Origin of the sequence: Mycobacterium sp. SMC-2, assembly GCF_025263485.1 — a bacterium.
Taxonomy (GTDB): Bacteria; Actinomycetota; Actinomycetes; order Mycobacteriales; family Mycobacteriaceae; genus Mycobacterium.
The window spans coordinates 1,724,804-1,749,745 of record NZ_CP079863.1; the positions used below are offsets into that span (position 1 = coordinate 1,724,804).

General features: G+C 69.0%; 22 protein-coding genes and 3 pseudogenes. 22 read left to right on the plus strand and 3 right to left on the minus strand.

The features are described from left to right. The first annotated feature begins 30 nt into the window (after positions 1-30). From KXD96_RS08200 to KXD96_RS08230, 7 genes are all read left to right on the plus strand, one after another. On the plus strand, positions 31-348 hold the full coding sequence (locus tag KXD96_RS08200) for a WXG100 family type VII secretion target (protein WP_260745275.1): 318 nt from the start codon (positions 31-33) through the stop codon (positions 346-348). A gap of 15 nt (positions 349-363) precedes the next feature. After that, positions 364-660 carry a WXG100 family type VII secretion target gene (locus KXD96_RS08205; RefSeq protein ID WP_260744114.1) on the plus strand — a complete coding sequence of 99 codons (297 nt, stop codon included), beginning with the start codon at positions 364-366 and terminating at the stop codon, positions 658-660. A 223-nt stretch (positions 661-883) separates the two neighbouring features. Continuing rightward, positions 884-1,327 carry a 50S ribosomal protein L13 gene (gene rplM, locus KXD96_RS08210; protein WP_068059376.1) on the plus strand — a complete coding sequence of 148 codons (444 nt, stop codon included), beginning with the start codon at positions 884-886 and terminating at the stop codon, positions 1,325-1,327. Next, entirely contained in the window at positions 1,324-1,812 is a 489-nt protein-coding gene (rpsI, locus tag KXD96_RS08215; RefSeq protein ID WP_260744115.1) for a 30S ribosomal protein S9, read from the plus strand. The genes rplM and rpsI overlap by 4 nt, the downstream gene beginning before the upstream one ends. A 149-nt stretch (positions 1,813-1,961) precedes the next feature. Continuing rightward, a complete protein-coding gene (gene glmM / locus KXD96_RS08220) occupies positions 1,962-3,299 on the plus strand; it encodes a phosphoglucosamine mutase (RefSeq protein WP_260744116.1) in 1,338 nt (445 codons plus the stop codon). Between the two features lie 43 nt (positions 3,300-3,342). After that, positions 3,343-3,672, plus strand: a complete 330-nt coding sequence (locus tag KXD96_RS08225) for a type VII secretion target (RefSeq protein WP_260744117.1) — start codon at positions 3,343-3,345, stop codon at positions 3,670-3,672. 2 nt (positions 3,673-3,674) lie between these two features. Continuing rightward, positions 3,675-4,991: a hypothetical protein gene (locus KXD96_RS08230; RefSeq protein ID WP_260744118.1), complete on the plus strand. Its 1,317-nt coding sequence runs from the start codon at positions 3,675-3,677 to the stop codon at positions 4,989-4,991. A gap of 4 nt (positions 4,992-4,995) precedes the next feature. Here KXD96_RS08230 and KXD96_RS08235 read toward each other — a convergent pair whose 3' ends face one another. The 3 genes from KXD96_RS08235 to KXD96_RS08245 are packed head-to-tail and all read right to left on the minus strand — an operon-like array spanning position 4,996 to position 7,148. Next, entirely contained in the window at positions 4,996-6,039 is a 1,044-nt protein-coding gene (locus KXD96_RS08235) for an LLM class F420-dependent oxidoreductase (RefSeq protein ID WP_260744119.1), read from the minus strand. A gap of 30 nt (positions 6,040-6,069) precedes the next feature. Then, positions 6,070-6,909 (minus strand): dienelactone hydrolase family protein, encoded by an 840-nt coding sequence (locus tag KXD96_RS08240; RefSeq protein WP_260744120.1) that lies wholly within the window; start codon positions 6,907-6,909, stop codon positions 6,070-6,072. 23 nt (positions 6,910-6,932) lie between these two features. Continuing rightward, positions 6,933-7,148 carry an Rv1535 family protein gene (locus tag KXD96_RS08245; protein ID WP_260744121.1) on the minus strand — a complete coding sequence of 72 codons (216 nt, stop codon included), beginning with the start codon at positions 7,146-7,148 and terminating at the stop codon, positions 6,933-6,935. Between the two features lie 234 nt (positions 7,149-7,382). Here KXD96_RS08245 and KXD96_RS08250 point away from each other — a divergent pair, with 234 nt between their 5' ends. The 15 genes and pseudogenes from KXD96_RS08250 to tsaD all read left to right on the plus strand — a co-directional run bounded on the left by KXD96_RS08250 (position 7,383) and on the right by tsaD (position 24,844). Then, a complete protein-coding gene (locus tag KXD96_RS08250) occupies positions 7,383-8,588 on the plus strand; it encodes an IS110 family transposase (RefSeq protein WP_396876743.1) in 1,206 nt (401 codons plus the stop codon). A gap of 248 nt (positions 8,589-8,836) precedes the next feature. Next, positions 8,837-10,041: pseudogene (locus KXD96_RS08255) on the plus strand (IS110 family transposase). Positions 10,042-10,540: 499 nt separating this feature from the next. Next, positions 10,541-12,406 carry a glutamine--fructose-6-phosphate transaminase (isomerizing) gene (gene glmS, locus KXD96_RS08260; RefSeq protein ID WP_260744122.1) on the plus strand — a complete coding sequence of 622 codons (1,866 nt, stop codon included), beginning with the start codon at positions 10,541-10,543 and terminating at the stop codon, positions 12,404-12,406. 91 nt (positions 12,407-12,497) lie between these two features. Next, a complete protein-coding gene (locus tag KXD96_RS08265) occupies positions 12,498-13,388 on the plus strand; it encodes a DUF4436 domain-containing protein (RefSeq protein WP_260744123.1) in 891 nt (296 codons plus the stop codon). A 75-nt stretch (positions 13,389-13,463) separates the two neighbouring features. After that, positions 13,464-14,312 carry a DUF4436 domain-containing protein gene (locus KXD96_RS08270; RefSeq protein WP_260744124.1) on the plus strand — a complete coding sequence of 283 codons (849 nt, stop codon included), beginning with the start codon at positions 13,464-13,466 and terminating at the stop codon, positions 14,310-14,312. 101 nt (positions 14,313-14,413) lie between these two features. Next, the gene (locus KXD96_RS08275; protein ID WP_260745276.1) at positions 14,414-15,091 is read left to right on the plus strand and encodes a rhomboid-like protein; all 678 of its coding nucleotides are present in this window, start codon (positions 14,414-14,416) and stop codon (positions 15,089-15,091) included. Positions 15,092-15,124: 33 nt separating this feature from the next. Further along, a complete protein-coding gene (locus tag KXD96_RS08280; protein WP_260744125.1) occupies positions 15,125-16,546 on the plus strand; it encodes an NAD(P)H-hydrate dehydratase in 1,422 nt (473 codons plus the stop codon). 14 nt (positions 16,547-16,560) lie between these two features. After that, positions 16,561-17,943, plus strand: coding sequence for a glutamate decarboxylase (locus tag KXD96_RS08285; protein WP_260744126.1), 1,383 nt, complete (start codon positions 16,561-16,563; stop codon positions 17,941-17,943). Between the two features lie 111 nt (positions 17,944-18,054). Then, complete coding sequence (locus tag KXD96_RS08290; RefSeq protein ID WP_260744127.1) at positions 18,055-19,884, plus strand: molybdopterin-dependent oxidoreductase; 1,830 nt, start codon at positions 18,055-18,057, stop codon at positions 19,882-19,884. 116 nt (positions 19,885-20,000) lie between these two features. Continuing rightward, entirely contained in the window at positions 20,001-21,167 is a 1,167-nt protein-coding gene (gene alr / locus KXD96_RS08295) for an alanine racemase (RefSeq protein WP_260745277.1), read from the plus strand. 274 nt (positions 21,168-21,441) lie between these two features. Continuing rightward, a pseudogene (locus tag KXD96_RS28745) lies at positions 21,442-22,119 on the plus strand (alpha/beta fold hydrolase); the annotation flags it as partial. Positions 22,120-22,242: 123 nt separating this feature from the next. Beyond that, positions 22,243-22,738 (plus strand): annotated as a pseudogene (gene tsaE, locus KXD96_RS08305) (tRNA (adenosine(37)-N6)-threonylcarbamoyltransferase complex ATPase subunit type 1 TsaE). Beyond that, a complete protein-coding gene (gene tsaB / locus KXD96_RS08310) occupies positions 22,723-23,358 on the plus strand; it encodes a tRNA (adenosine(37)-N6)-threonylcarbamoyltransferase complex dimerization subunit type 1 TsaB (RefSeq protein WP_260745278.1) in 636 nt (211 codons plus the stop codon). Before tsaE ends, tsaB begins: the two are co-directional and overlap by 16 nt. Continuing rightward, a complete protein-coding gene (rimI, locus tag KXD96_RS08315; RefSeq protein WP_260744130.1) occupies positions 23,355-23,822 on the plus strand; it encodes a ribosomal protein S18-alanine N-acetyltransferase in 468 nt (155 codons plus the stop codon). Before tsaB ends, rimI begins: the two co-directional genes overlap by 4 nt. After that, positions 23,819-24,844, plus strand: a complete 1,026-nt coding sequence (gene tsaD, locus KXD96_RS08320) for a tRNA (adenosine(37)-N6)-threonylcarbamoyltransferase complex transferase subunit TsaD (protein ID WP_260744131.1) — start codon at positions 23,819-23,821, stop codon at positions 24,842-24,844. The genes rimI and tsaD overlap by 4 nt, the downstream gene beginning before the upstream one ends. Positions 24,845-24,942: the final 98 nt, after the last annotated feature.

Below are 24,942 nucleotides of genomic sequence, written 5' to 3' on the forward strand. Positions count from 1 at the left end.
CAAATGAGCGTCGCCGAGGTCGAACTTGGTATGACGGCACCACACGCACTGAACACCGACTTCGACCTGATGCGGTCGGTCGCGGGCACCACGGACGCCCGCAACGAGGAGATCCGCGCCATGCTGCAGGCATTCATCGGTCGCATGAGTGAAGTGCCGCCGTCGGTGTGGGGCGGGGTCGCGGCCGCACGGTTCAAAGAGGTGGTGGATCGCTGGAACACCGAATCGTTGCGGCTCTATCACGTCCTGCACGCGATCGGCGAGACCATCCGGCACAACGCGGCGACTCTGCAGGAGGCCGGCCACACCCACGCCACCCACATCGCCGCCACCGGCGGAAACCTCTGACCGAGAGGATCATCCGTGGAATCGGTGCTGTCTTACAACTTCGGCGAAATCGAATATTCGGTGCGTCAGGAAATCCACACCACGTCGGCCCGTTTCAACGCCGCGCTGGACGAACTGCGGTCCCAGATCGCGCCGTTGCAGCAGCTCTGGACCCGCGAGGCGGCGGCCGCCTACCAGGTTGAGCAGCAGAAGTGGCACCAGGCGGCGACGGCCCTGAATGAGATCCTGGTCGACCTTGGCAACGCGGTGCGCGACGGCGCGGACGAGGTGGCGGACGCCGATCGGCGGGCGGCCGGCGTCTGGGGACGGTAGCCGCGACACCCATGGTCGTCTGTGTGGTCCCGGTGGAGGAGAGCCTCGGGACCACACAGTCGTTTTGACCTGCGGGGACACCCATCGGTAAGCTGCTCGGTTGGCGTGCGGTACGCCGGGGCCTCGGGTCAATGTCGGTCGCCGAGATCAGCCCCCACCGCGAACGCCTGACCGGCACCCGGCTCGACCCGGGATCCACCTCGAGAAAGAAAAGGTAAGCGCTGTGCCCACCTACGCGCCAAAGGCGGGTGACACCACGCGGTCGTGGTACGTCATCGACGCCACGGACGTGGTGCTTGGCCGCCTTGCCGTCGCGGCAGCCACCCTGCTGCGCGGCAAGCACAAGCCGACGTTCGCCCCCAATGTCGATGGCGGTGACTTCGTCATCGTCATCAACGCCGACAAGGTCGCCCTGAGCGGCGACAAACTGCAGAGCAAGCTGGCCTACCGCCACTCGGGGTATCCCGGCGGCCTGCACTCGCGCACGACCGGCGAGCTGATGGACAAGCACCCCGACCGCGTCGTCGAGAAGGCGATCGTCGGCATGCTGCCCAAGAACAAGCTCAGCCGTCAGATCCAGCGCAAACTCCACGTCTACGCCGGCCCGGAGCACCCGCACGCCGCTCAAAAGCCGGTTCCGTACGAGATCAAGCAGGTGGCCCAGTGACCGAAACGACCGAGGCCCTGGAAACTGCGGCCACCCCGGAAACCCCGGACGTCCCGACCGAGGCGCCCGCCCCCGCGGCCGCCGAGTCCTTCGTCTTCGACCGGCCCATCCAGACCGTCGGCCGCCGCAAGGAGGCCGTGGTGCGGGTGCGCCTGGTGCCCGGCACCGGCAAGTTCGACCTCAACGGCCGCAGCCTGGAGGACTACTTCCCCAACAAGGTGCACCAGCAGCTCATCAAGGCCCCGCTGGTCACGGTCGACCGGGTGGAGAGCTTCGACATCTTCGCCCACCTGCACGGCGGCGGCCCGTCGGGTCAGGCCGGCGCGCTGCGCCTGGGCATCGCCCGGGCGCTGATCCTGGCGCAACCCGAGGACCGGCCCGCGCTGAAGAAGGCCGGCTTCCTCACCCGTGACCCGCGTGCCACCGAGCGCAAGAAGTACGGCCTGAAGAAGGCCCGCAAGGCGCCTCAGTACAGCAAGCGCTGATCAACCATCACTTTCTGGCCGCGACGGGGCCTCAAACTGGGCAGCCGCGCGCTTTCGTCGGCGTGTCTGCGCGCAAACGCGCCCCGTTTCGGTCAGAAAAGAACGGGCACGTTAGGTGCTAAACCGTCAATTGTGAGAGGTTTGTCCGCATGGGTCGACTATTCGGCACCGACGGTGTCCGTGGGGTCGCCAACCGGGAGTTGACCGCCGAGCTGGCGCTGGAGCTGGGCGCCGCGGCCGCGCGGCATCTGGCCAGCGGCGGTGGACCGGGCCGACGCGTCGCGGTGATCGGGCGCGACCCCCGGGCCAGCGGCGAAATGCTGGAGGCCGCGGTGATCGCCGGATTGACCAGCCAGGGCGTCGACGCGCTGAGGGTGGGAGTGCTGCCCACGCCCGCGGTGGCCTACCTGACCGGCGCGTATGACGCCGACTTCGGCGTGATGATCTCGGCGTCGCACAACCCGATGCCCGACAACGGCATCAAGATCTTCGGCCCCGGCGGCCGCAAGCTCGACGACGAGACCGAGGACCGGATCGAAGCACTGGTCACGGCCGAAGCCGGGTCGCGCCCGGTTGGCGCCGGGATCGGCCGCGTCATCGACGCCGAGGATGCCGACGACCGCTACCTGCGCCACCTGAGCAAGGCCAGCACGATGCGGCTCGACGGCCTGACCGTGGTGGTGGACAGCGCGCACGGGGCGGCCTCGTCGGTGGCGCCGCGCGCCTACCGCGCGGCCGGGGCGCGGGTCATCGCGATCAACGCCGAGCCCAATGGCCTGAACATCAACGACAACTGCGGCTCGACGCACCTGGATTCGCTGCGCTCCGCGGTCATCGCGCACCGGGCGGACCTCGGCCTGGCCCACGACGGGGACGCCGACCGCTGCCTGGCCATCGACGCCAACGGCGAACTCGTCGACGGCGACCACATCATGGTCGTGCTCGCGCTCGCGATGCGCGAGGCCGGTGAGCTGGCCTCGGACACGCTGGTGGCCACCGTGATGAGCAACCTGGGTCTGCACCTGGCCATGCGTTCCGCCGGCATCACCGTGCGCACCACCGGCGTCGGTGACCGGTACGTCCTCGAGGAACTGCGGGCGGGCGAGTACAGCCTGGGCGGCGAGCAGTCCGGGCACATCGTGATGCCCGCGCTGGGCTCCACCGGGGACGGCATCGTCACCGGGCTGCGGCTGATGACGCGCATGGTGCAGACCGGCTCGTCACTGGCCGAGCTCGCCGCGCCGATGCAGACGCTGCCCCAGGTGCTGATCAACGTCCGGGTCGCCGACAAGGACACCGCCGCGGCGGCGCCCGCCGTGCGCACCGCGGTCGGCGACGCCGAGGCCGAACTCGGTGACACCGGCCGAATCCTGTTGCGTCCCTCCGGAACCGAGCCCGTCATCCGGGTCATGGTGGAGGCGCCCGAGGCCGAGATCGCCCAGCGCGTCGCGAACCGGGTGGCCGAGGCGGTCAGCTCCACGCGCTGAATCTCCTCGGAACCCGGGCGCGCGCCCGGGCGTCGGATTAGGCATGAGATTCGACAGGGGAATTCGACCGGCCGCCGTGGCCCGCACCGAGATCGACGTCGCGGCGACCCACCGCGTCGCCGACCAGTTCTGCGCCGCCGCCGACCTCATCGACCGCGCCCTCAGCGACCGGCTGGGCAGGCTGGCGTTCGGCGGTGCCGGTGCGGGGCGGGCGCACACCGCGCGCGGCGAGGCGCTGCGCGTTGAGCTGCAGCGGCTGACCGCCGAAATGGCACGGTGGTCGCGCGCATCCGTGGAAATCGCCGCCGTCCTGCGGGCCAGCGCCGACCGCTACGCCGACGCCGAACTGTATGCCGCGGAACGGATCGCCTGAGGGTGGCCGAGCGGTTGGACGTCGCCGGGCGCCTCGCCGAGGGCCTGCCCGCCGTCGAGCGCACGCAGAGTTACGTGCGGGCCTGCCAGGTCCTGGGCTACCGACATCCCGACCTGACGGCGCACCCCGCGCAGATCCGCGACTGGTATGACACCGAAGACGGCCTCGATCTGCGCGCCCTCGACCGTGATTGCGCCGAGCTGCGGGCGGCGGGCGACACGGCCATGGAAGCGCTGCGGACGCAGCGCGCCCAGGTGGCCGAGCTGGCCGCGGCGTGGAATGGGCCGGCCGGGGACGCCGCGGTGCGGTTCCTGGAGCACCACGGCGACTCCGCGGGCGCGGTGGCCGCCGAACTGCGGGCGGCGGCGCAACGGTGCGAGTCGCTGCGCGACAACCTGTGGTACCTGGTCGACTCGAAGGTCGCGACCGCCATTGCCGTCGACGACGGCGCCCGGGCGCAACGGCCGGCGTGGCTGGCCGCCGCGGCCACGGTCACGACCGGCGCGGGCGATAGGCAAGCCGCCGAGCAAGTGGTGCGCGAACAGGTAATGCCCTACGTGGACAACGAGATCCGCAACGACTGGCTCACGACGATGCGCTCTACGCGCGACGGTGTGGCGGCCTCCTACGACATGGTCACCGACCGGATGGCCGCCGCGCCTGCGGCGCGCTTCGAAGTTCCCGGTGACCTCGGACCCGGCTACCAACCGCCGCTGCCGGCCCCGCCCGCCGCGCCGGCCGTCGCGGTCACGCCCGCGGCCGCGAGCACCCAGGCGGATCCGGCGCCGACCGCGCCGACGGTCGCGCCCGCTCCGGTTCCCGCTGCGCCGCAACCGGATTGGGGCACCGCGCTCGGTGAGGCCGCCGGCATGCCGGCGGGCGATCTGGGCGGTGGGCTCGGCGGCGGCGGCGGTGCGGGTCTGCTCGGGTTGGCCGGCAGGATCGTCGATGCGGTCGGCGGGCTGCTCGGCTCGGCGGGCGACGGCCCGGGGGGTACCGACGACTCCCTCGACGACGGCGACACCTTCGACGAGGATCCCGTTGAGGTCGACGACACCGACGACGAGCCCCCGGACACCGAAGAAACCGACCACGCCGAAGACGACGTCGCGGAAACCGAAGAGGCCAAACCCGACGCGGCGGCTCAGCCGGTCGACGCGCCGGTGCCGGCGGACGCCCCGCCAGCACCGGTCGAGGCACCCGTCGACGCGCCCGCACCGGTCGACGCTCCAGCGGCGGGCGGGCCCGCACCGCCGGCCACCGATGGGAAAACGCCCTGCGAGATCGCCGCCGACCAGCTGCCGCAGGCGGGGCAGTGACGGCTCAGGCCGGGCGCAGCCGCAGTACTTCCTCCACGAAGCGCACGGACTCGGCGTGGTCGGTGGCCAGCGGGTTGAGCAGCAGCGTCGTCACGCCGGCCTCGGCGAAGGCCGCCAGGCGTTCGGCGACGTAACCGCGCGGGCCGACCAGCGACATGCCGCGCACCAGCTCGTCGGGCACCGCGTCGATGGCCTCCCGCTTGCGGCCGGACAGATACAGCTCCTGGATGCGGTCGGCGACCTCACCGAACCCATAACGGGTCGCCAGCGCGTGGTAGAAATTGCGGCCCTTGGCACCCATCCCGCCGAGGTAGAGGCCCAGCTGCGGCTTGACCCACGCCAACCGCTCGTCGACGTTGTCACCGATGGCCACCGACGCGTGCACCATGACGTCCAGCGGCCCCAGCGCGGGATCCCGCTTTGCGGCACCGGCCGCCAGCGCTTCGCCCCACACCGACGCGGCCTTGTCCGGCAGGTAGAAGACGGGCTGCCAGCCCTCGGCGATCTCGGCGGTCAGCTCGACATTCTTCGGCCCCAGCGCGGCGATCATGATCGGAATGCGTTCGCGCACGGGGGTATTGATGAGCTTGAGGGCTTTGCCCAAACCGGTTCCGCGGTCGGGCGGCAACGGGATCTGGTAGTGCTTGCCGTTGTACCGCAGGCGTTCCCGCCGCCACACCTTGCGGCAGATCTCCACGACCTCGCGGGTGCGGCCCAGCGGGGCGTCGAACTCGACGCCGTGAAAGCCCTCGATCACCTGCGGCCCGGACGTGCCGATCCCCAGCCGGAAGCGCCCGTCGGACACGAAATCCAGCCCCGCCGCCGTCATCGCCAGCAGCGAGGGGGTGCGGATGTAGATGGGAAACACCCCCGAGGCCAACTCGACGGTGTTCGTCTTGGCGGCCAGATATCCGAGCTGGCTCACGGCGTCGAAGGCGTACGCCTCGGCCACCACGGCGATGTCGATGCCGGCCTTCTCGAGTTCCACGACGCGGTCCACGGCCTGGTGAAAGCCGCCCGAATAGTCCAGAGCGATCCCGATTCGCATCAACGACAGATACCACGAAGACGCCGCGCGTCACTTCAACAGCGCGACGATCTTCTCCTCGAGCGGGACGGCGGCGGCCTCGGGATCCAGCGGTTGGGTCTTGGGCAGGTGGGCGTCGGGATCGGCGAACTCGCGGTATGACTTGTCACCGCCCAGCGAGTAGAGCAGGTAACCGGTCAGCAGCGCGCGCACCGTTCGCTGCGTGCGCCGGTGGGGCCCGCCCAGCCCGAACACCTTCGTCAATCGTCGGCCCTCCACGAGGCCGCCGGGGTGAGCCTTGCTGACGACGCGCAGCGCGGCCGCGTCCCACGCGCGGGACAGCGGCACGGCGTTCGACGTCAGTGACTTCGGGTCTTCCGGCGCGCTCAGGATCAAGCCCGGGAGCTTGAGTGTTCTCGCCGGGTCCTCGGCCGGGGGGCTGGTCACCGAGGGAAACAGTGCAGCCGCCGCGGCCAGCTTGTTTGGCATGCCCGCCGCGGCGAACACTGCGGCCGAGCCGCCGAAACCGTGCCCGACCACGGCGAGCTTGGCGGGATGCACGCTGATCTTGCCCGGCCCGAGCCGCACGCCCGACACGATGTCCAACGCCGTGCCGAGGTCGAACGCGAAGTTCAGGACGGAAGGGGCCAGGCCACGCTCGGTATCGGGGGCTCCGGCCACGATGCCCCAGGACGCCAGGTGTTCGAGCAGACCGGAATAGCGGGCGGCCCCGGTGAGCCAGTCGTGACCGAACGCGACCCCGGGCAGGCCCAGCCCCGCCTCCGGGGTGTATACCACCCCCGGCAAACCGGCGAAGGCCAGGTCACCACGCAAAACCCGATGCGGACCACGGCGGCTGAGGGCTGCGAAAAGCTTGCGGGTGCGGGCCACGCGTCGACGTTAGCGCATCGCCGCTAGACCCTGATCTCGATCACGCCCAGCCGCCAGAGCGCCGCGTACATGTGGCGCAGCGGGATGCTCAGTAACCGGGCGGCCGCGTCCACCATCGGGTCGCCCCCGCCGATCGGCTCGCCGTGACGGCGCCGGGGCGCGGCGTTGGGCGCGGGTGCCGGCGTCAGGCTGGACGCGGGAAGCGCGGTCACCGCATCGTCGAGCAGAACAGCGGTCATGGTTCCTTACCTTTCTTGGAGGGTGGTTGTTGCGCTCGGCCGTAGGCTTTCAACTGCCCAGGGACGTCGGGTATGGCTTTCATGGTTTTGCTGTCTTCGATGGCCGAAGGAGATTGGCCGCCCGGGGTCCCGCGACGACTCGACCGCTAATTGAGAGATGCGATGTGATCGCTGTGTAAGGACACGCCGGCGTGGTCGTCTGCTGGGTTGATAGAAACCGAGACGGGAACGGAGGTGGTTGTGGCACAACCTGTGTGGGCTGGTGTGGACGCCGGGAAAGCGGACCATTACGGCGTGGTCATCGACGCTGAGGGCAAGTCGTTGCTGTCGCGGCGCGTCGCTAATGACGAGGCCGCGCTGCTGGAGTTGATCGACATGGTCGCGGCGCTGGCTGATGGCGGAGAAGTCACTTGGGCGATTGACCTCAACGCCGGCGGCGCTGCATTGCTGATCACGCTGCTGATCGCTGCCCAGCAGCGGCTGCTCTACATTCCCGGCCGCACTGTTCACCACGCCTCGGGTGGCTACCGCGGCGACGGCAAGACCGACGCCAAAGACGCTGCGGTGATTGCCGATCAGGCCCGGATGCGCCGCGACCTGCAACCGTTGCGCCCCGGCGACGACATCGCCGTCGAACTGCGCATCCTGACCAGTCGGCGCGCCGATCTGGTGGCCGATCGCACCCGCGCGATCAATCGGCTGCGCGCCCAGCTGCTGGAATACTTCCCGGCCCTGGAACGTGGCTTTGACTACAGCAAAAGCAAGGCCGCGCTGATCCTGCTCACCGGCTATCAAACCCCCGACGGGCTGCGCCGGGCCGGTGCCGCCCGGGTGGCAGCCTTTTTGCATAAACGCAAGGCCCGCAACGCCGATGCGGTCGCAACCGCCGCCATCGAGGCAGCCAACGCCCAACACACCATCGTGCCCGGACAACAGCTTGCCGCGGGCGTGGTCGCCCGCTTGGCTAAGGAGGTGATGGCCCTCGACACCGAAATCGGCGACACCGACGCGATGATCGAGGACCGATTTCGCCGCCACCGCCACGCCGAAATCATCCTGAGCATGCCCGGCTTCGGCGTCATCCTCGGCGCCGAGTTCCTCGCCGCCACCGGCGGCGACATGAGCGCCTTCCCCTCCGTCGACCGCCTCGCCGGCGTCTCGGGTCTGGCCCCAGTACCGCGAGATTCGGGCCGCATCAGCGGCAACCTCAAACGCCCCCGCCGCTACGACCGGCGCCTGCTGCGCGCCTGCTACCTGTCCGCTCTGGTCAGCATCCGCACCGATCCCGCCTCGCGCACCTACTACGACCGCAAACGCGCCGAAGGGAAACGCCACACCCAAGCCGTCTTGGCCCTGGCCCGTCGCCGACTCAACGTCCTGTGGGCCATGCTGCGCGACCACGCCGTCTACCAACCCGCAACCACTACTGCGGCGGCTTGACAACGTCATTGAGAATCTCCTTACCTTTCTTGGAGGGTGGTTGTTGCGCTCGGCCGTAGGCTTTCAACTGCCCGGGGACGTCGGGTATGGCTTTCATGGTTTTGCTGTCTTCGATGGCCGAAGGAGATTGGCCGCCCGGGGTCCCGCGACGACTCGACCGCTAATTGAGAGATGCGATGTGATCGCTGTGTAAGGACACGCTGGCGTGGTCGTCTGCTGGGTTGATAGAAACCGAGACGGGAACGGAGGTGGTTGTGGCACAACCTGTGTGGGCTGGTGTGGACGCCGGGAAAGCGGACCATTACGGCGTGGTCATCGACGCTGAGGGCAAGTCGTTGCTGTCGCGGCGCGTCGCTAATGACGAGGCCGCGCTGCTGGAGTTGATCGACATGGTCGCGGCGCTGGCTGATGGCGGAGAAGTCACTTGGGCGATTGACCTCAACGCCGGCGGCGCTGCATTGCTGATCACGCTGCTGATCGCTGCCCAGCAGCGGCTGCTCTACATTCCCGGCCGCACTGTTCACCACGCCTCGGGTGGCTACCGCGGCGACGGCAAGACCGACGCCAAAGACGCTGCGGTGATTGCCGATCAGGCCCGGATGCGCCGCGACCTGCAACCGTTGCGCCCCGGCGACGACATCGCCGTCGAACTGCGCATCCTGACCAGTCGGCGCGCCGATCTGGTGGCCGATCGCACCCGCGCGATCAATCGGCTGCGCGCCCAGCTGCTGGAATACTTCCCGGCCCTGGAACGTGGCTTTGACTACAGCAAAAGCAAGGCCGCGCTGATCCTGCTCACCGGCTATCAAACCCCGACGGGCTGCGCCGGGCCGGTGCCGCCCGGGTGGCAGCCTTTTTGCATAAACGCAAGGCCCGCAACGCCGATGCGGTCGCAACCGCCGCCATCGAGGCAGCCAACGCCCAACACACCATCGTGCCCGGACAACAGCTTGCCGCGGGCGTGGTCGCCCGCTTGGCTAAGGAGGTGATGGCCCTCGACACCGAAATCGGCGACACCGACGCGATGATCGAGGACCGATTTCGCCGCCACCGCCACGCCGAAATCATCCTGAGCATGCCCGGCTTCGGCGTCATCCTCGGCGCCGAGTTCCTCGCCGCCACCGGCGGCGACATGAGCGCCTTCCCCTCCGTCGACCGCCTCGCCGGCGTCTCGGGTCTGGCCCCAGTACCGCGAGATTCGGGCCGCATCAGCGGCAACCTCAAACGCCCCCGCCGCTACGACCGGCGCCTGCTGCGCGCCTGCTACCTGTCCGCTCTGGTCAGCATCCGCACCGATCCCGCCTCGCGCACCTACTACGACCGCAAACGCGCCGAAGGGAAACGCCACACCCAAGCCGTCTTGGCCCTGGCCCGTCGCCGACTCAACGTCCTGTGGGCCATGCTGCGCGACCACGCCGTCTACCAACCCGCAACCACTACTGCGGCGGCTTGACAACGTCATTGAGAATCTCCTCCAGGAAGGCGTGCGAAATTCGGATTAACATGCAATGACGATCCGGGGCCTGGGTTTTATATCCAAGCCAAATTAAAGACAGGTATTGAACGCGATCACGGGGTAGCTGCACTATCGATATTGATGTCTGCATAAAGCGGCTTTTGCTACAAAGATAGGGTTGCGCTCTGCAGCATTTGCGCTGTTGAACGAGATATTTCTCCGAGCGGTGGTGATCAGGAGGGCGTCACCGAGGTGTCCTTTCTGGTGGCTCCGGCGGTTGCCAGTGGTAGCCGATATCCAGAAGCTTAAGTAGGTGAATCGGTGGAGCGATGACACAGGCGAAAACGCCACAAATACATCAGGTGAAAAACGTTTCTACCGTTTATGAAGCCGGCATCGAGGGGACGGTCGGCGTCCGTGGGAGGGAAAACCGGGGCGGCCTGACCACAACCGCGGAGTGCGGGCTTGGCGGTCCGCCTGCACTACCCTGGTGTGAATGTGCGGAATCGTCGGCTACGTGGGGCAGCAGCCTGCCTGCAAGGTCGTCATGGACGCGCTGCGCCGGATGGAATACCGCGGCTACGACTCGTCGGGCCTCGCACTGGTCAACGGCGCAGGCGGGCTCACCGTGTGCCGCCGCGCCGGCCGGCTGGCCAACCTGGAGGAAGCGGTCGCGCAAATGCCGCCGGAGTCGCTGGGCGGCACCACCGGCCTGGGCCACACCCGCTGGGCCACCCACGGACGCCCCACCGACCGCAACGCACACCCGCACCGGGACGCCGCGGGCAAGATCGCCGTCGTCCACAACGGCATCATCGAGAACTACCCGGCCCTGCGCCACGAGCTGGAGGCCCAGGGCGTGGAATTCGCCAGCGACACCGACACCGAGGTCGCGGTGCACCTGGTGGCGCAGGCCTACCGGCACGGCGCGACCGCCGGTGACTTCGCCGCCTCGGTGCTGGCGGTGCTGCGCCGGCTGGAGGGCCACTTCACCCTGGTGTTCACCAACGCCGACGAGCCCGGCACCATCGTGGCCGCCCGCCGCTCGACACCGCTGGTAATCGGCATCGGCGACGGCGAGATGTTCGTCGGCTCCGACGTTGCCGCGTTCATCCCACACACCCGCGACGCCATCGAACTCGGCCAGGACCAGGCCGTGGTGATCACCGCGGACGGCTACCGGATCACCGACTTCGACGGGAACGAAGACGTCGAGTACCGCGAGTTTCACATCGACTGGGACCTGGCCGCCGCGGAAAAGGGCGGCTACGAGTACTTCATGCTCAAGGAGATCGCCGAGCAGCCCGCGGCGGTGGCCGACACCCTGCTCGGGCATTTCGTCGACGGCCGGATCACCCTCGACGAGCAGCGGCTCTCCGACCAAGAGCTCCGCGAGATCGACAAGGTGTTCGTGGTGGCCTGTGGCACCGCGTATCACTCCGGGCTGCTCGCGAAGTATGCGATCGAGCACTGGACCCGGCTGCCGGTGGAAGTGGAACTCGCCAGCGAATTCCGGTACCGGGACCCGGTGCTGGACCGCAGCACCCTGGTGGTGGCCATCTCGCAGTCCGGGGAAACGGCCGACACTCTCGAAGCCGTCCGGCATGCCAAGGAGCAGAAGGCCAAGGTGCTCGCCATCTGCAACACGAACGGCTCGCAGATCCCGCGCGAATGCGATGCCGTGCTGTACACCCGTGCCGGCCCCGAGATCGGCGTCGCCTCAACGAAAACCTTCCTGGCGCAGATCACCGCCAACTATTTGGTGGGCCTGGCCCTGGCCCAGGCCCGCGGCACCAAATACCCCGACGAGGTCGAGCGCGAGTACCGGGAGCTGGAGGCGATGCCGGACCTGGTCGCGCGCGTGCTCGCGATGATCGAGCCGGTGGCCGCCCTGGCGCATCGATTCGCCCGGTCCTCGACAGTGCTGTTCCTGGGCCGCCACGTCGGCTACCCGGTGGCGCTGGAAGGCGCGCTGAAACTCAAGGAACTGGCCTACATGCACGCCGAGGGCTTCGCCGCCGGCGAGCTCAAGCACGGCCCCATCGCGCTGATCGAAGACGACCTGCCGGTCATCGTCGTCATGCCCTCGCCCAAGGGCCAGGCCACGCTGCACGCCAAGCTGCTGTCCAACATCCGGGAGATCCAGGCCCGCGGCGCGATCACCATCGTGATCGCCGAAGAGGGCGACGACACCGTGCGGCCCTACGCCGACCACCTGATCGAAATCCCATCGGTATCAACCCTTTTGCAGCCGTTGCTGTCGACCATCCCGCTTCAGGTGTTCGCCGCGTCGGTTGCCCAGGCCCGAGGTTACGACGTTGACAAGCCGCGAAACCTGGCCAAGTCCGTCACGGTTGAATAAGTAGCGTCGCTTCGGCCGTATCGCCGCGAGATCCGCAGCCGTTCCGTTAGATTCCCCTGGGACGGATCGAGTCCACAGGGGTAGGAGCAGCATGCGATCTGGGCTCAGAAGATTCGCCGCAGTGGGCTTCGTCGTGCTCATCGTCGGGACCTACCTCGCGTTGGTCGGGCTCTACCAGAACACGGTCGAAGGGGTTTCGGCCGGCACCCTCAGCGACAACGCGGAGACGGCCACCCAGAGTATGGCGACGTTGACCGTGGAGGAGATGCAGTCGAACTACAGCGCGGTGGTTGCCAACGTGGCTGTCGCACCCGGACCCGCGCTGTTGGATCCGGTCACCCACCGTCTCAAGGAAGACCTCATGTTGCGCATCAGATCATCGGCCCAGCCCAGCCGACGCGACTACACGAAGGGCATGCTTCCCGGCGTCTTTCCCCTCCCGCTGACCATCGCGGGTCACGTCGAACGTTGGCCTTTCGACAACTACATCTCGGGACCGATCGAGGTGCAGCTCTTCCATGGCGGCGATACGACGAAACCACCCGAACTCATCCCGGTGAGACTCATCGACCACCTGTCCGGATTCAAGGTCTCCGCCACCAAGATCACCGGCCACGAGGGGTACAGACTGAGCGTGCGGCGCGCGCCGAGCACCGCGGTCTTCGGCATCGTCATTTGCGGCGTGCTCATCGCCATCGCCGGCCTGGGACTGTTCGTGGCCGTTCAGACGATGCGTGACCGGCGAACGTTCCAGCCCCCGATGACGACGTGGTACGCCGCGATGCTCTTCGCGGTGGTACCGCTGCGCAACGCGCTTCCCGGCGCACCCCCATTCGGGGCATGGATTGATGTGGCCATCGTGCTCTGGGTGATCGTCGCGTTGGTGATCGCGATGCTGCTCTACATCGCCTGCTGGTGGCGGCATCTGAGGCCCGAGGTTGTTGCCCCGCCACCGGATCCGGTCCCGGCGCCATCGGGCTGACATCCGGTGACTGGATCAAATTCCTTTCGTTTCAAGACGTTTCCGGCAGTTGTTCAACTCAGGTAAGGGGCGGTCGTGAAGTATGGGATCGTGGCGCTGATCGTGGGCGCCGTTGGTGCGTACGTCGCCTCGGTTGCGCTGTATGCCAACGGTGGCGGCCATCACCACCCGGAGATTCCGGCGGGCGGTGACCGGAGCTCGGCCACGCTGGTCATCGAAGACATTCAGTCGAACTACAGCGTGTTGTCGGCCAACCTTTCCATCTCGCCGGGCTCGGCCCTGTTGGATCCGCAAACCCAGCACCTCAACGAAGACGTCAGTCTCCGAGTGCGATCCGTCGCCACCCCGACCCGCCGCACGTGGACGAAAGGCATGCTGCCCGGTGTCTTCCCCGTCCCGCTGACCATCGCCGGCGAGATCGAGAAGTGGCCCTTCGACCACTACGGTTCGGGGCCCATCGAGATCGAGCTCATGCACGGCCCCGGGAACGTGCCCGAACGCGTGCCGGTGACCTTCGTCAACCACCTTTCCGGTTGGCAGGTGTCCGCCGACGGGAATGGCCCCTACCGGGTGAGCGTGCACCGCTCGCTCAGCGCGGCGGCGTTCGGAATCGTCATCCTGTGCGTGCTCGTCGCCATCGCCGGCCTGGGACTGTTCGTCGCCGTTCAGACGGTGCGCAACCGGCGAAGGTTCCAGCCGCCGATGACAACGTGGTACGCCGCGATGCTCTTCGCGGTGGTACCGCTGCGGAACGCGCTGCCGGGCTCGCCACCCTTCGGGGGCTGGATCGACATCACGCTCGTGCTGTGGGTGCTCGTTGTCCTGGTGGTCTCGATGCTGCTCTACATCATGTGCTGGTGGCGGCATCTGAGACCGGAGGCGGCCGCGCCGGCCGATCCCGTCCCCGCACCGTCGAGCCCATGACAGCGTCGCCCCGCGCCGCCACGTAAGTGGCGCGACGCAGCGATCAGCGTGCGAAGGTTGATGACGTGACGAATGCACCGGTGCGGTCCCGGCTACGCAGCATGGGGCTCGCGGTCTGGCATTACGTCAGCAGCGCGCCGTTGACCTACGGGTGGCTGATCGTCCTGCTGATCACGACGCTCATCCAGCACTGGCTTCCCCAGCGGCAGCTGCACTCGATGCTGATGCACCACTCCACCAACATCCACGGCCTGGCGCGCGATCCGCTCGATGTGCTGTTCTCCAGCCTGCTGTGGATCGACGGGGACAACCTGACGCCGTACCTGTTGCTGTTCACGCTGTTCCTTGCGCCAGCCGAACACTGGCTAGGTCAATTACGTTGGCTCACAGTGGGATTGAGCGCACACATCCTGTCGACCTATTTCAGTGAGGGCGTGCTGTATCTCGCGATCGAGGTGCACGACGCGTCGGAACGGCTGGTGCACGCCCGGGACATCGGCGTGAGCTATTTCCTGGTGGGGGTGATGGGCGTGCTGGCCTATCACATCGCGCGACCGTGGCGCTGGGGCTATCTGGGCGTGCTGTTCATCATCTTCGGCTTCCCGCTGATCGCGATGGACCGTATTGAGCTGAACTTCACCGCAATCGGGCACTTCACCTCGATCCTCGTCGGGCTCTGCTTCTACCCGATGACACGACACATGGACCCCCGGCAGTTGAGCCCGGCCCGCCTGCGGGCCATGGCGCGACGCCGCCGATCGCCCGAGGCATCGGCCTGAACGGCGCGGCCCCCGACCCGTAATGTTGCTCTGGTGCGGCACTACTACTCCGTAGACGCGATCCGCCAGGCCGAAGCGCCGCTGCTGGCCAGCCTGCCCGACGGGGCCCTGATGAGGCGCGCCGCCTTCGGTCTTGCGGCCGAGATCGTCGCCGAGTTGCGCGCCCGCACCGGCGGCGTGGCCGGCTGCCGGGTGTGCGCAGTCGTCGGCTCCGGCGACAACGGCGGTGACGCGCTGTGGGCCGCCACCTTCCTGCGCCGGCGCGGCGCGGCTGCCGACGCGGTGCTGCTCAATCCGGAACGCACCCATCGCAAGGGCTTGGCGGCGTTGACGAAAGCTGGCGGGCGTGTCGTCGAAAGCGTCTCGCCCACAACCGATCTCGTCATCGACGGGGTGGTGGGCATCTCCGGTTCCGGGCCGCTGCGCCCGGCCGCGGCCGAGGTGTTCGCCGCCGTCGACGAGGCCGGGATCCCGGTGGTCGCGGTCGACATTCCCAGCGGCATCGACGTGGCGACGGGGGCGATCACCGGCCCGGCGGTGCACGCCGCGGCGACCGTCACCTTCGGCGGGCTCAAACCCGTGCACGCGCTCGCCGATTGCGGGCGGGTGAGGCTGATCGACATCGGGCTCGACCTGCCGGAAACCGACGTGCTCGGCTTCGAGGCCGCCGACGTCGCCGCGCGCTGGCCGGTGCCCGGACCCCACGACGACAAGTACACCCAGGGCGTGACCGGCGTGATGGCCGGCTCGTCGACATATCCCGGCGCCGCGGTGCTGTGCACCGGCGCCGCCGTCGCGGCGACCTCCGGCATGGTCCGCTACGCCGGCAGCGCGCACCGCGAGGTGCTCGCCCAGTGGCCGGAGGTGATCGCGTCGCCCACCCCCGCGTCGGCCGGGCGGGTGCAATCCTGGGTCGTGGGTCCGGGGTTGGGCACCGACGACGCCGGGGCCGCCGCGCTGTGGTTCGCGCTGGAGACCGACCTGCCGGTGATCGTCGACGCCGACGGGCTGACCATCCTGGCCGCCCACCCCGAGCTGGTAGCCAACCGGACCGCGCCCACGGTGCTGACCCCGCACGCGGGTGAATTCGCCCGCCTGGCGGGTAACCCGCCGGGTGACGACCGCGTGGGCGCGTGCCGGAAGCTGGCCGACACCTTCGGGGCGACGGTGCTGCTCAAGGGGAATGTCACCGTCATCGCCGATCCCGGTGGCCCGGTGTACCTCAACCCGGCCGGGCAATCCTGGGCGGCCACCGCCGGCTCGGGCGACGTGCTGTCCGGCATGATCGGCGCGCTGCTCGCGTCGGGCCTGCCGGCCGGCGAGGCGGCCGCGGCCGCCGCGTTCGTGCACGCGCGCGCGGCGGCGCTGTCGGCCGCCGACCCGGGCCCCGGTGACGCGCCGACGTCGTCGTCGCGCATCGTTCCGCACATCAGGGCGGCGCTGGCCGCCCTATAGAAAGGACTCTTCAGGTGCCCCAACATCCGTCCTTGCCCGCGCACTCCATCGCCCCCGCCTACACCGGCCGCCTGTTCACCTCGCCGGTGCCGGCGCTGCGGATGCCCGACGAATCGATGGACCCCGAGGCCGCCTACCGCTTCATCCACGACGAGCTGATGCTCGACGGCAGTTCCCGGCTGAACCTGGCGACGTTCGTCACCACCTGGATGGACCCCGAGGCCGGGCGCCTGATGGCCGAGACGTTCGACAAGAACATGATCGACAAGGACGAATACCCGGCCACCGCCGCCATCGAGCAGCGCTGCGTGTGCATGGTGGCCGACTTGTTCCACGCCGACGGCCTGAACGACGCCGACCCCTACAGCGCGTGCGGGGTGTCCACGATCGGCTCCAGCGAGGCGGTCATGCTCGGCGGGCTGGCCATGAAGTGGCGGTGGCGCCAGAAGGTCGGCAAGGATTGGAAGGGCCGGACACCCAACCTGGTGATGGGCTCCAACGTCCAAGTGGTGTGGGAGAAGTTCTGCCGCTACTTCGACGTCGAGCCTCGCTACCTGCCGATGGAAAAGGGGCGCTACGTCATCACCCCGGAACAGGTCGTGGACGCCGTCGACGAGGACACCATCGGAGTGGTCGCGATCCTGGGCACCACCTACACCGGTGAACTGGAACCGGTCGCCGACATCTGTGGCGCGCTGGACAGGCTGGCCGCCGGCGGCGGGGTGGACGTCCCGGTGCACGTCGACGCCGCCAGCGGCGGGTTCGTCGTGCCGTTCCTGCACCCCGAACTGAAGTGGGACTTCCGGTTGCCCCGCGTGGTGTCGATCAACGTCAGCGGCCACAAGTACGGGCTGACCTACCCCGGCGTCGGGTTCGTGGTGTGGCGCAGCAAGGAATACCTGCCCGAGGAGCTGGTGTTCCGGGTGAACTACCTCGGCGGCGACATGCCGACCTTCACGCTGAACTTCTCCCGCCCCGGCAACCAGGTGGTCGGCCAGTACTACAACTTCCTGCGGCTGGGCCGCGACGGCTACGGCAAGGTCATGCAGGCGTTGTCGGGGACGGCGCGCTGGCTGGGCGAGCAGCTGCGCGTCAGCGACCACTGCGAGCTGATCTCCGACGGGTCGGCGATCCCGGTGGTCGCCTTCCGGCTCGCCGGGAAGCGGGGCTACACCGAGTTCGACGTCTCCCACGAGCTGCGCACCTACGGGTGGCAAGTGCCGGCCTACGCCATGCCCGACAACGCCACCGACGTCTCGGTGCTGCGCATCGTGGTGCGCGAGGGGCTGTCCGCCGACCTGGCGCGGGCGCTGCACGACGACGCCGTCTCCGCGCTCACCTCGCTGGACAAGCTCAAGCCCGGCGGCCACTACGCGGCCCAGCACTTCGCGCACTAAGCGCCCGGCCGCCGAACGTCGACTTGCCGGGCGGATCGGGCCGAAATCTTCGCAACAAGTCGACGTTCGACGGAAGTTTTTGCGCACTGACTGACGGGTACGCGCAGTGGCATGTCCGGCAGCGGCAAGGATTCCGTACAGCACATCAATTGGCCGGGGACCGGTGACGCGTCGTCGGGATCCACGCAGCTCAAGGAAGTGGAACTCGTCGAGGTGGCGCTGGAGTCCTACAGCGCCGAGATCCACCCCGCCCACGACCAGATCGACGTGCAGACCTACGGCGGCGGGTTCGACCTCACCAGACGCGCCACCGCGCCCAAGCTGCGGGTGGGCCGCGACAAATGGTTCAACCTGCTATGGCTCATCCCCATCGGCTTCGCGCTGCTGGTCGCGGGGGTGGCGATCGGCAAGGGACTGCACAACATGCCGGCGGTGCAGGCGTTCATCCAGCGCTACCCCGGCACCGACAGCCGCGGCGTCCCGCCCGGGATGCACGCCTGGGAGGGCTGGACGCACTTCTTCAACCTGTTCCTGATGACCTTCATCATCCGGTCCGGGATCCAGATCCTGTGCGACCACCCGCGGCTGTACTTCTCCCGCAACTGCACGCCGGGCAAGGACGAATGGCTGCGCGTGGGCCCGCCGGTACCGGAGGGGTACTGGACCGCCAACGACGACACCGTCGCCCTGCCCGGCCAATTCGGGCTGCCCGGCTTCCGGCACTCCATCGGTCTGGCCCGCTGGTGGCATCTGGGCACCGACGTGCTCTGGCTGCTCAACGGCCTGGTCTTCTACGTGTTGCTGTTCACCACCGGGCAGTGGCGCCACCTGGTGCCGATGAGCTGGGACGTCTTCCCCAACGCCGCATCGGTGGCGATCCAGTACCTGTCGCTGGACTGGCCGGCCAACGACAACGGGTGGGTCGCCTACAACGGTATGCAGTTGCTGGCCTACTTCACGGTGGTGTTCATCGCGGCGCCCGCCGCGCTGATCACCGGGCTGGGGATGTCCCCGGCCCTGTCGATGCGCCTGACCGTGATCAGCAAGCGGCTCAGCATTCAGGCGGCCCGCTCGCTGCACTTCCTGGTGCTGGTGTTCTTCCTGTTCTTCATCCTCGTGCACGTCACGCTGGTGTTCGCCACCGAGGCGCTGCGCAACCTCAACCACATGTTCGCCAGCCGCGACGACACCGGCTGGATCGGTTTCGGCGTCTTCTGCGTGGCCATGGTGGTGACGGCGGTCGGCTGGGTGGCGGCCACCCCGGTCACCATCCGGCACCCCCGCGTCGTGCAGCGGGTCGGGGACGCCCTGATCGGTCCGCTGCAGCGCCTGCTGGAACGGATGAACCCGGAACCGGGCGCCTTCACCGAAAAGGACATCTCGCCCTACTTCTGGCACAACGGCCGCCTGCCGGACAGCGACGAATACAAGGCGCTCGAGCAGGGCGGCTTCCGGGATTGGCGGCTGCGGATCTCGGGTCTGGTCGACCACCCGAGGGAGTTCTCCCTCGACGAGCTGAAGGCGCTGCCCTACCACGAGCAGATCACCCAGCACTTCTGCATCCAGGCCTGGTCGGGCGTCGCCAAATGGGGCGGGGTGTCGATGCGGACGATCATGGACATCGTCAAACCGCGGCCCGAGGCGAAATGGGTGGCGTTCTATTCGATGGGCCTGGGGGCCACCGGCGGCATCTACTACAACGTGCACCCCATCGAGCAGATGAGCCACCACCTGACCATGCTGGCCTACACGATGAACGACGAACCGCTGAGCTACGGTCATGGCGCGCCGCTGCGGCTGCGCAACGAACTACAGCACGGCTTCAAGCAGGTGAAGTGGATCAAGGGCATCGAGTTCCTGGCCCACTACTCCGAGATCGGCAGCGGCTACGGCGGCTATAGCGAAGATCACAAGTACTTCGGGCGCCACCAGACGATCTGAACGCCGCGTATCCCCAGCTCATCGCCGGCGGATCGGGTGTCGCCAGCACAGGTGCTGATGTGACCGCCGTGACTCAACGGTCGGCGTGCCGGGCCGATTCTGGGACAATGGCGGCCGTGGTTGTTACGCCGACATCCCTGACGCCCGGCATCCTCGCCGAGGCCGTGGTGGACTTGGGCGCCATTGAGCACAACGTGCGGGTGCTGTGCGAGCACGCCGGCCGCGCGCAGGTGATGGCCGTCGTCAAGGCGGACGGCTACGGTCACGGGGCCACGCCGGCCGCGCGCGCGGCGCTAGCCGGCGGAGCGGCCGAGCTGGGCGTCGCCACCGTCGCCGAGGCGCTGGCGCTGCGCGCCGACGGCATCGCGGCGCCGGTGCTGGCCTGGCTGCATCAACCCGGTACCGACTTCGGGCCCGCGCTGCTGGCCGACGTGGAGATCGCGGTGTCGTCGGAGCGCCAGCTCGACGAGCTGCTGGACGCGGTGCGCCGGACGGGCCGGACCGCGACGGTCACCCTCAAGGTCGACACCGGGCTGAACCGCAACGGCGTCCACCCGGCGCTATACCCGTCGATGCTGACCGCGCTGCGCCGGGCCGTCGCCGAGGACGCCATCCGGCTGCGCGGGCTGATGTCACACATGGTGTTCGCCGACCAGCCGGCCAACCCCGTCAATGACCTTCAGGCCCAACGCTTTTCCGACATGCTGGCGCAGGCGGGCGAGCAGGGGGTGCGGTTCGAGGTCGCGCACCTGGCGAACTCGTCGGCGACCATGTCGCGTCCCGATCTGGCCTTCGACCTGGTGCGGCCGGGCGTCGCGGTGTACGGCCTGAGCCCGGTGCCCGAGCTCGGCGACATGGGGCTGGTGCCGGCCATGACGGTGAAATGCCCTGTCGCCCTGGTGAAATCGATTCGTGCGGGCGAGAGCGTGTCGTATGGTCACACCTGGACCGCCGAGCGCGACACCAACCTGGCCCTGCTGCCGGTCGGCTATGCCGACGGCGTCTTCCGGTCGCTCGGCGGACGGTTGGACGTGTTGATCAACGGCAAGCGGCGGCCCGGGATCGGGCGGATCTGTATGGACCAGTTCGTCGTCGACCTGGGTCCCGGCCGGCCCGACGTGGCCGAGGGCGACGAGGCGATCCTGTTCGGGCCCGGCAGCAGCGGGGAACCCACCGCGCAGGACTGGGCCGACCTGCTCGGCACCATCCACTACGAGGTGGTGACCAGCCCGCGCGGGCGCATCACCAGGACCTATCGCGAGGCGCGAACCATTGAGCCGTGAGAGAACTCCCAGGCGCCAGAGCGGGAGGGCTTGGCTTGCGGGTGGGACGGGGGTGACGGCCCTCGCCACCATCGTCGGAGCCTCGGCCCGCCGCTCGATGATCCAGCGCACCCGCGGCACCGGAGACCCTTACGCCGACGAGGATTTCGACAGGATCGATGACGACCGCCGCTCCGTGGTCACCACGCCCGACGGGGTGTCGTTGGCCATCCGCGAAGCCGGACCCGCGGACGCCCCGTTGACCATGGTCTTCGTCCACGGGTTCTGCCTGCGGATGGGCGCCTTCCATTTCCAGCGGACGCGGCTGCCCCAGCAGTTGGGCCCCCGCGTCCGGATGGTCTTCTACGACCAGCGCGGGCACGGGCAATCCGACGAGGCCCCACCCGAGACCTACACGCTGACCCAACTCGGAAAAGACCTGGAAAGCGTGCTCCAGGTGGTCGCGCCGCGCGGGATGGTCGTGCTGGTGGGCCACTCCATGGGGGGCATGACGGTGTTGTCGCATGCCGGCCAATTCCCCCACCAGTACGGGCGCCGGATCGTCGGCGCCGCGCTGATCTCCTCCGCGGCCGAAGGGGTCGCCAGGTCCCCGCTCGGCGAGATCCTGAAAAACCCTGCGCTGGAAGCGTTCCGGTTCACCGCGCGGTCGGCGCCGAAGCTGATGCACCGCGGCCGCAACGTGTCGCGCTCGCTGATCGGCCCGGTCCTGCGGGCCGCCTCCTTCAGCGACCTGCACGTCAGCCGGAGCCTGGACGCCTTCTCGCAGCGGATGATGAACGGCACCCCGATCCCGACCATGGTGGAGTTCCTGGACGCCCTGGAAGCCCACGACGAAACCGCGGGCCTGTGGACCTTGCTGCGCATCCCCACACTGATCGCCTGCGGTGACCACGACCTGCTGACGCCCGACGATTATTCCCGCAAGATGGCGGCCTCGCTGCCGCAATCCGAGCTGGTCATCGTCCGCGGGGCCAGCCACCTCGCGCTGCTGGACAAGCCCGAGGCGATCAACGACGGGCTGGTCCGGCTGGTCAGGCGGGCCACCCCGGGCCGCGCCGCGCGGACGGCCTGGTGGATGCGGGAAAGGCTCCGCCGCCGTGGTGGCTAGGGCCGATGGGCAGGGCACGGCCACGCTGGAACGGGTCGAGGACACCATCGCGCTGGGCTCGAGGCTCGGCAAGGAGCTGCGCGCGGGCGACGTCGTGGTGCTCACCGGTCCGCTCGGCGCGGGAAAGACCGTGCTGGCCAAGGGCATTGCCGCGGCCATGGACGTCGACGGCCCGGTCACCTCGCCGTCGTACGTGCTGGCGCGGGTGCACCCGCCGCGCCGGCCCGGCAGGCCGGCGATGATTCACGTCGACATGTACCGGCTGCTGGACACCGACGGCGCCGACCTGCTGGGCGAGCTCGACTCGCTGGACCTCGACACCGAACTCGACGACGCGGTCGTGGTCGTGGAGTGGGGCGAGGGCATTGTGGAACGCCTCGCCGAGCGGCACCTCGACGTTCGACTGGAACGCCCCACGGGATCCGACGTGCGGATCGCCACTTGGCAGTGGATTCGTTCGTGACCATCGTGCTCGCCCTCGACACAGCGACCCCGGCCGTGACGGCCGGGATCGTGCGGCGCGACGATCTGACCGTGCTGGGCGAGCGGGTCACTGTCGACCCCCGTGCGCACGCCGAACGGCTCACCCCGAACGTGCTGGCCGCCCTTGCCGATGCCGGGCTGACGATGGGCGACCTGGAAGCCGTCGTGGTGGGCTGCGGCCCCGGCCCGTTCACCGGCCTGCGGGCCGGCATGGCCACCGCCGCCGCGTACGGGCACGCGCTGGGTATCCCGGTGCACGGCGTCTGCAGCCTGGACGCCATCGGCGTGCGCACCACCGGCGAAACGCTGGTGGTCACCGACGCCCGCCGGCGCGAGATCTACTGGGCCCGTTACCGCGACGGCGTGCGCACCGACGGCCCGGCGGTCAATGCCCCCGCCGACGTCGACCCCGGCACGGCCCGGGCGGTCGCCGGCTCGAAGGAGCACGCGGCGCTGTTCGACCTGCCGCACCGCGGGCCGGTATTCCCCGCGCCGGCCGGGCTCGTCGCCGCGGTGCCCGACTGGTCGCAGCGCCCAATGCCGTTGGTGGCGCTGTATCTTCGCCGCCCGGACGCCAAACCGCTGGCGGCGCGCGGGTGACCGCCACCAGCGAGCCCGTGGTGCTCGGCGCGTTGACCCCCGCCGACGCGGCGCGCTGCGCCGAGCTGGAACGGCAGCTGTTCGACGGCGACGACCCCTGGCCCGCGGCGGCCTTCAACCGGGAACTGGCCAGCCCGCATAATCATTACGTCGGCGCGCGTGTCGGCGGCACGCTCGTCGGGTATGCCGGAATCTCGCGGCTTGGCCGCACCCCGCCGTACGAGTACGAGGTCCACACCATCGGCGTCGACACCGCGTATCAGGGGCAGGGCATCGGCCGCCGGTTGCTCGACGAGCTGCTGGCCTTCGCCGACGGGGGCGTCGTGTTCCTGGAGGTGCGCACCGACAACGAGGCGGCCATCGGGCTATACCGCAGCGTGGGATTCGAGCAGATCGGCCTGCGCCGGCGCTACTACCGCGCCAGCGGCGCCGACGCCTACACCATGCGCCGGGGGGCTTTATGACCATCGTCTTAGCGATCGAAACCTCTTGCGACGAAACGGGAGTCGGCATTGCGCGGCTCGACGGTGACGGCACGGTGACGCTGCTGGCCGACGAGGTGGCGTCCAGCGTCGACGAACACGTCCGCTTCGGCGGCGTGGTCCCCGAGATCGCGTCGAGGGCGCACCTGGAGGCGCTCGGTCCGGCCATGCGCCGCGCATTGGCGACGGCCGGCCTGGACAGGCCCGACATCGTCGCCGCCACGATCGGGCCCGGCCTGGCCGGGGCCCTGTTGGTGGGAGTCGCTGCGGCCAAAGCGTATTCGGCCGCGTGGGGGGTGCCGTTCTACGCCGTCAACCACCTAGGCGGGCACCTGGCCGCCGACGTCTACGAACACGGCCCGCTGCCCGAGTGTGTGGCGCTGCTGGTGTCCGGGGGACACACCCACCTGCTGCATGTGCGATCCCTCGGCGAACCGATCGTCGAGCTGGGCAGCACCGTCGATGACGCCGCCGGCGAGGCCTACGACAAGGTGGCCCGGCTGCTGGGGCTGGGCTACCCGGGCGGCAAGGTGCTCGACGACCTGGCCCGCACCGGCGATCGCGACGCGGTCGCCTTCCCGCGCGGCATGACCGGCCCGGGCGATGACCCGTACGCCTTCAGCTTCTCCGGGCTCAAGACGGCCGTCGCCCGCTACCTGGAGAGCCACCCGGACGCGGTGAACGCCGACGTCGCCGCGGGGTTCCAGGAGGCCGTCGCCGACGTGCTGACCCGCAAGGCGGTGCGCGCGGCGACGGGGCTCGGCGTCTCCACCCTGCTGATCGCCGGGGGAGTGGCCGCCAATTCGCGGCTGCGGGAGCTCGCCGAGCAGCGGTGCGCGGCGGCCGGGCTGACGTTGCGGATCCCCAGGCCTCGGCTCTGCACCGACAACGGGGCGATGATCGCGTCCTTCGCCGCGCACCTGATAGCCGCCGGGGCGCCGCCGTCGCCGCTGGACGCGCCCAGCGATCCGGGCCTGCCGGTGGTAAAAGCCCAGGTGAGGTGATCGCTGGTAGCGAAAACCCGGGACGCCGCGGGGTGCTCTTGAGTGCTAGCACTCTCGTGTATAGAGTGCTAGGTGGCAATCGGCCAAACCTTGTGTCG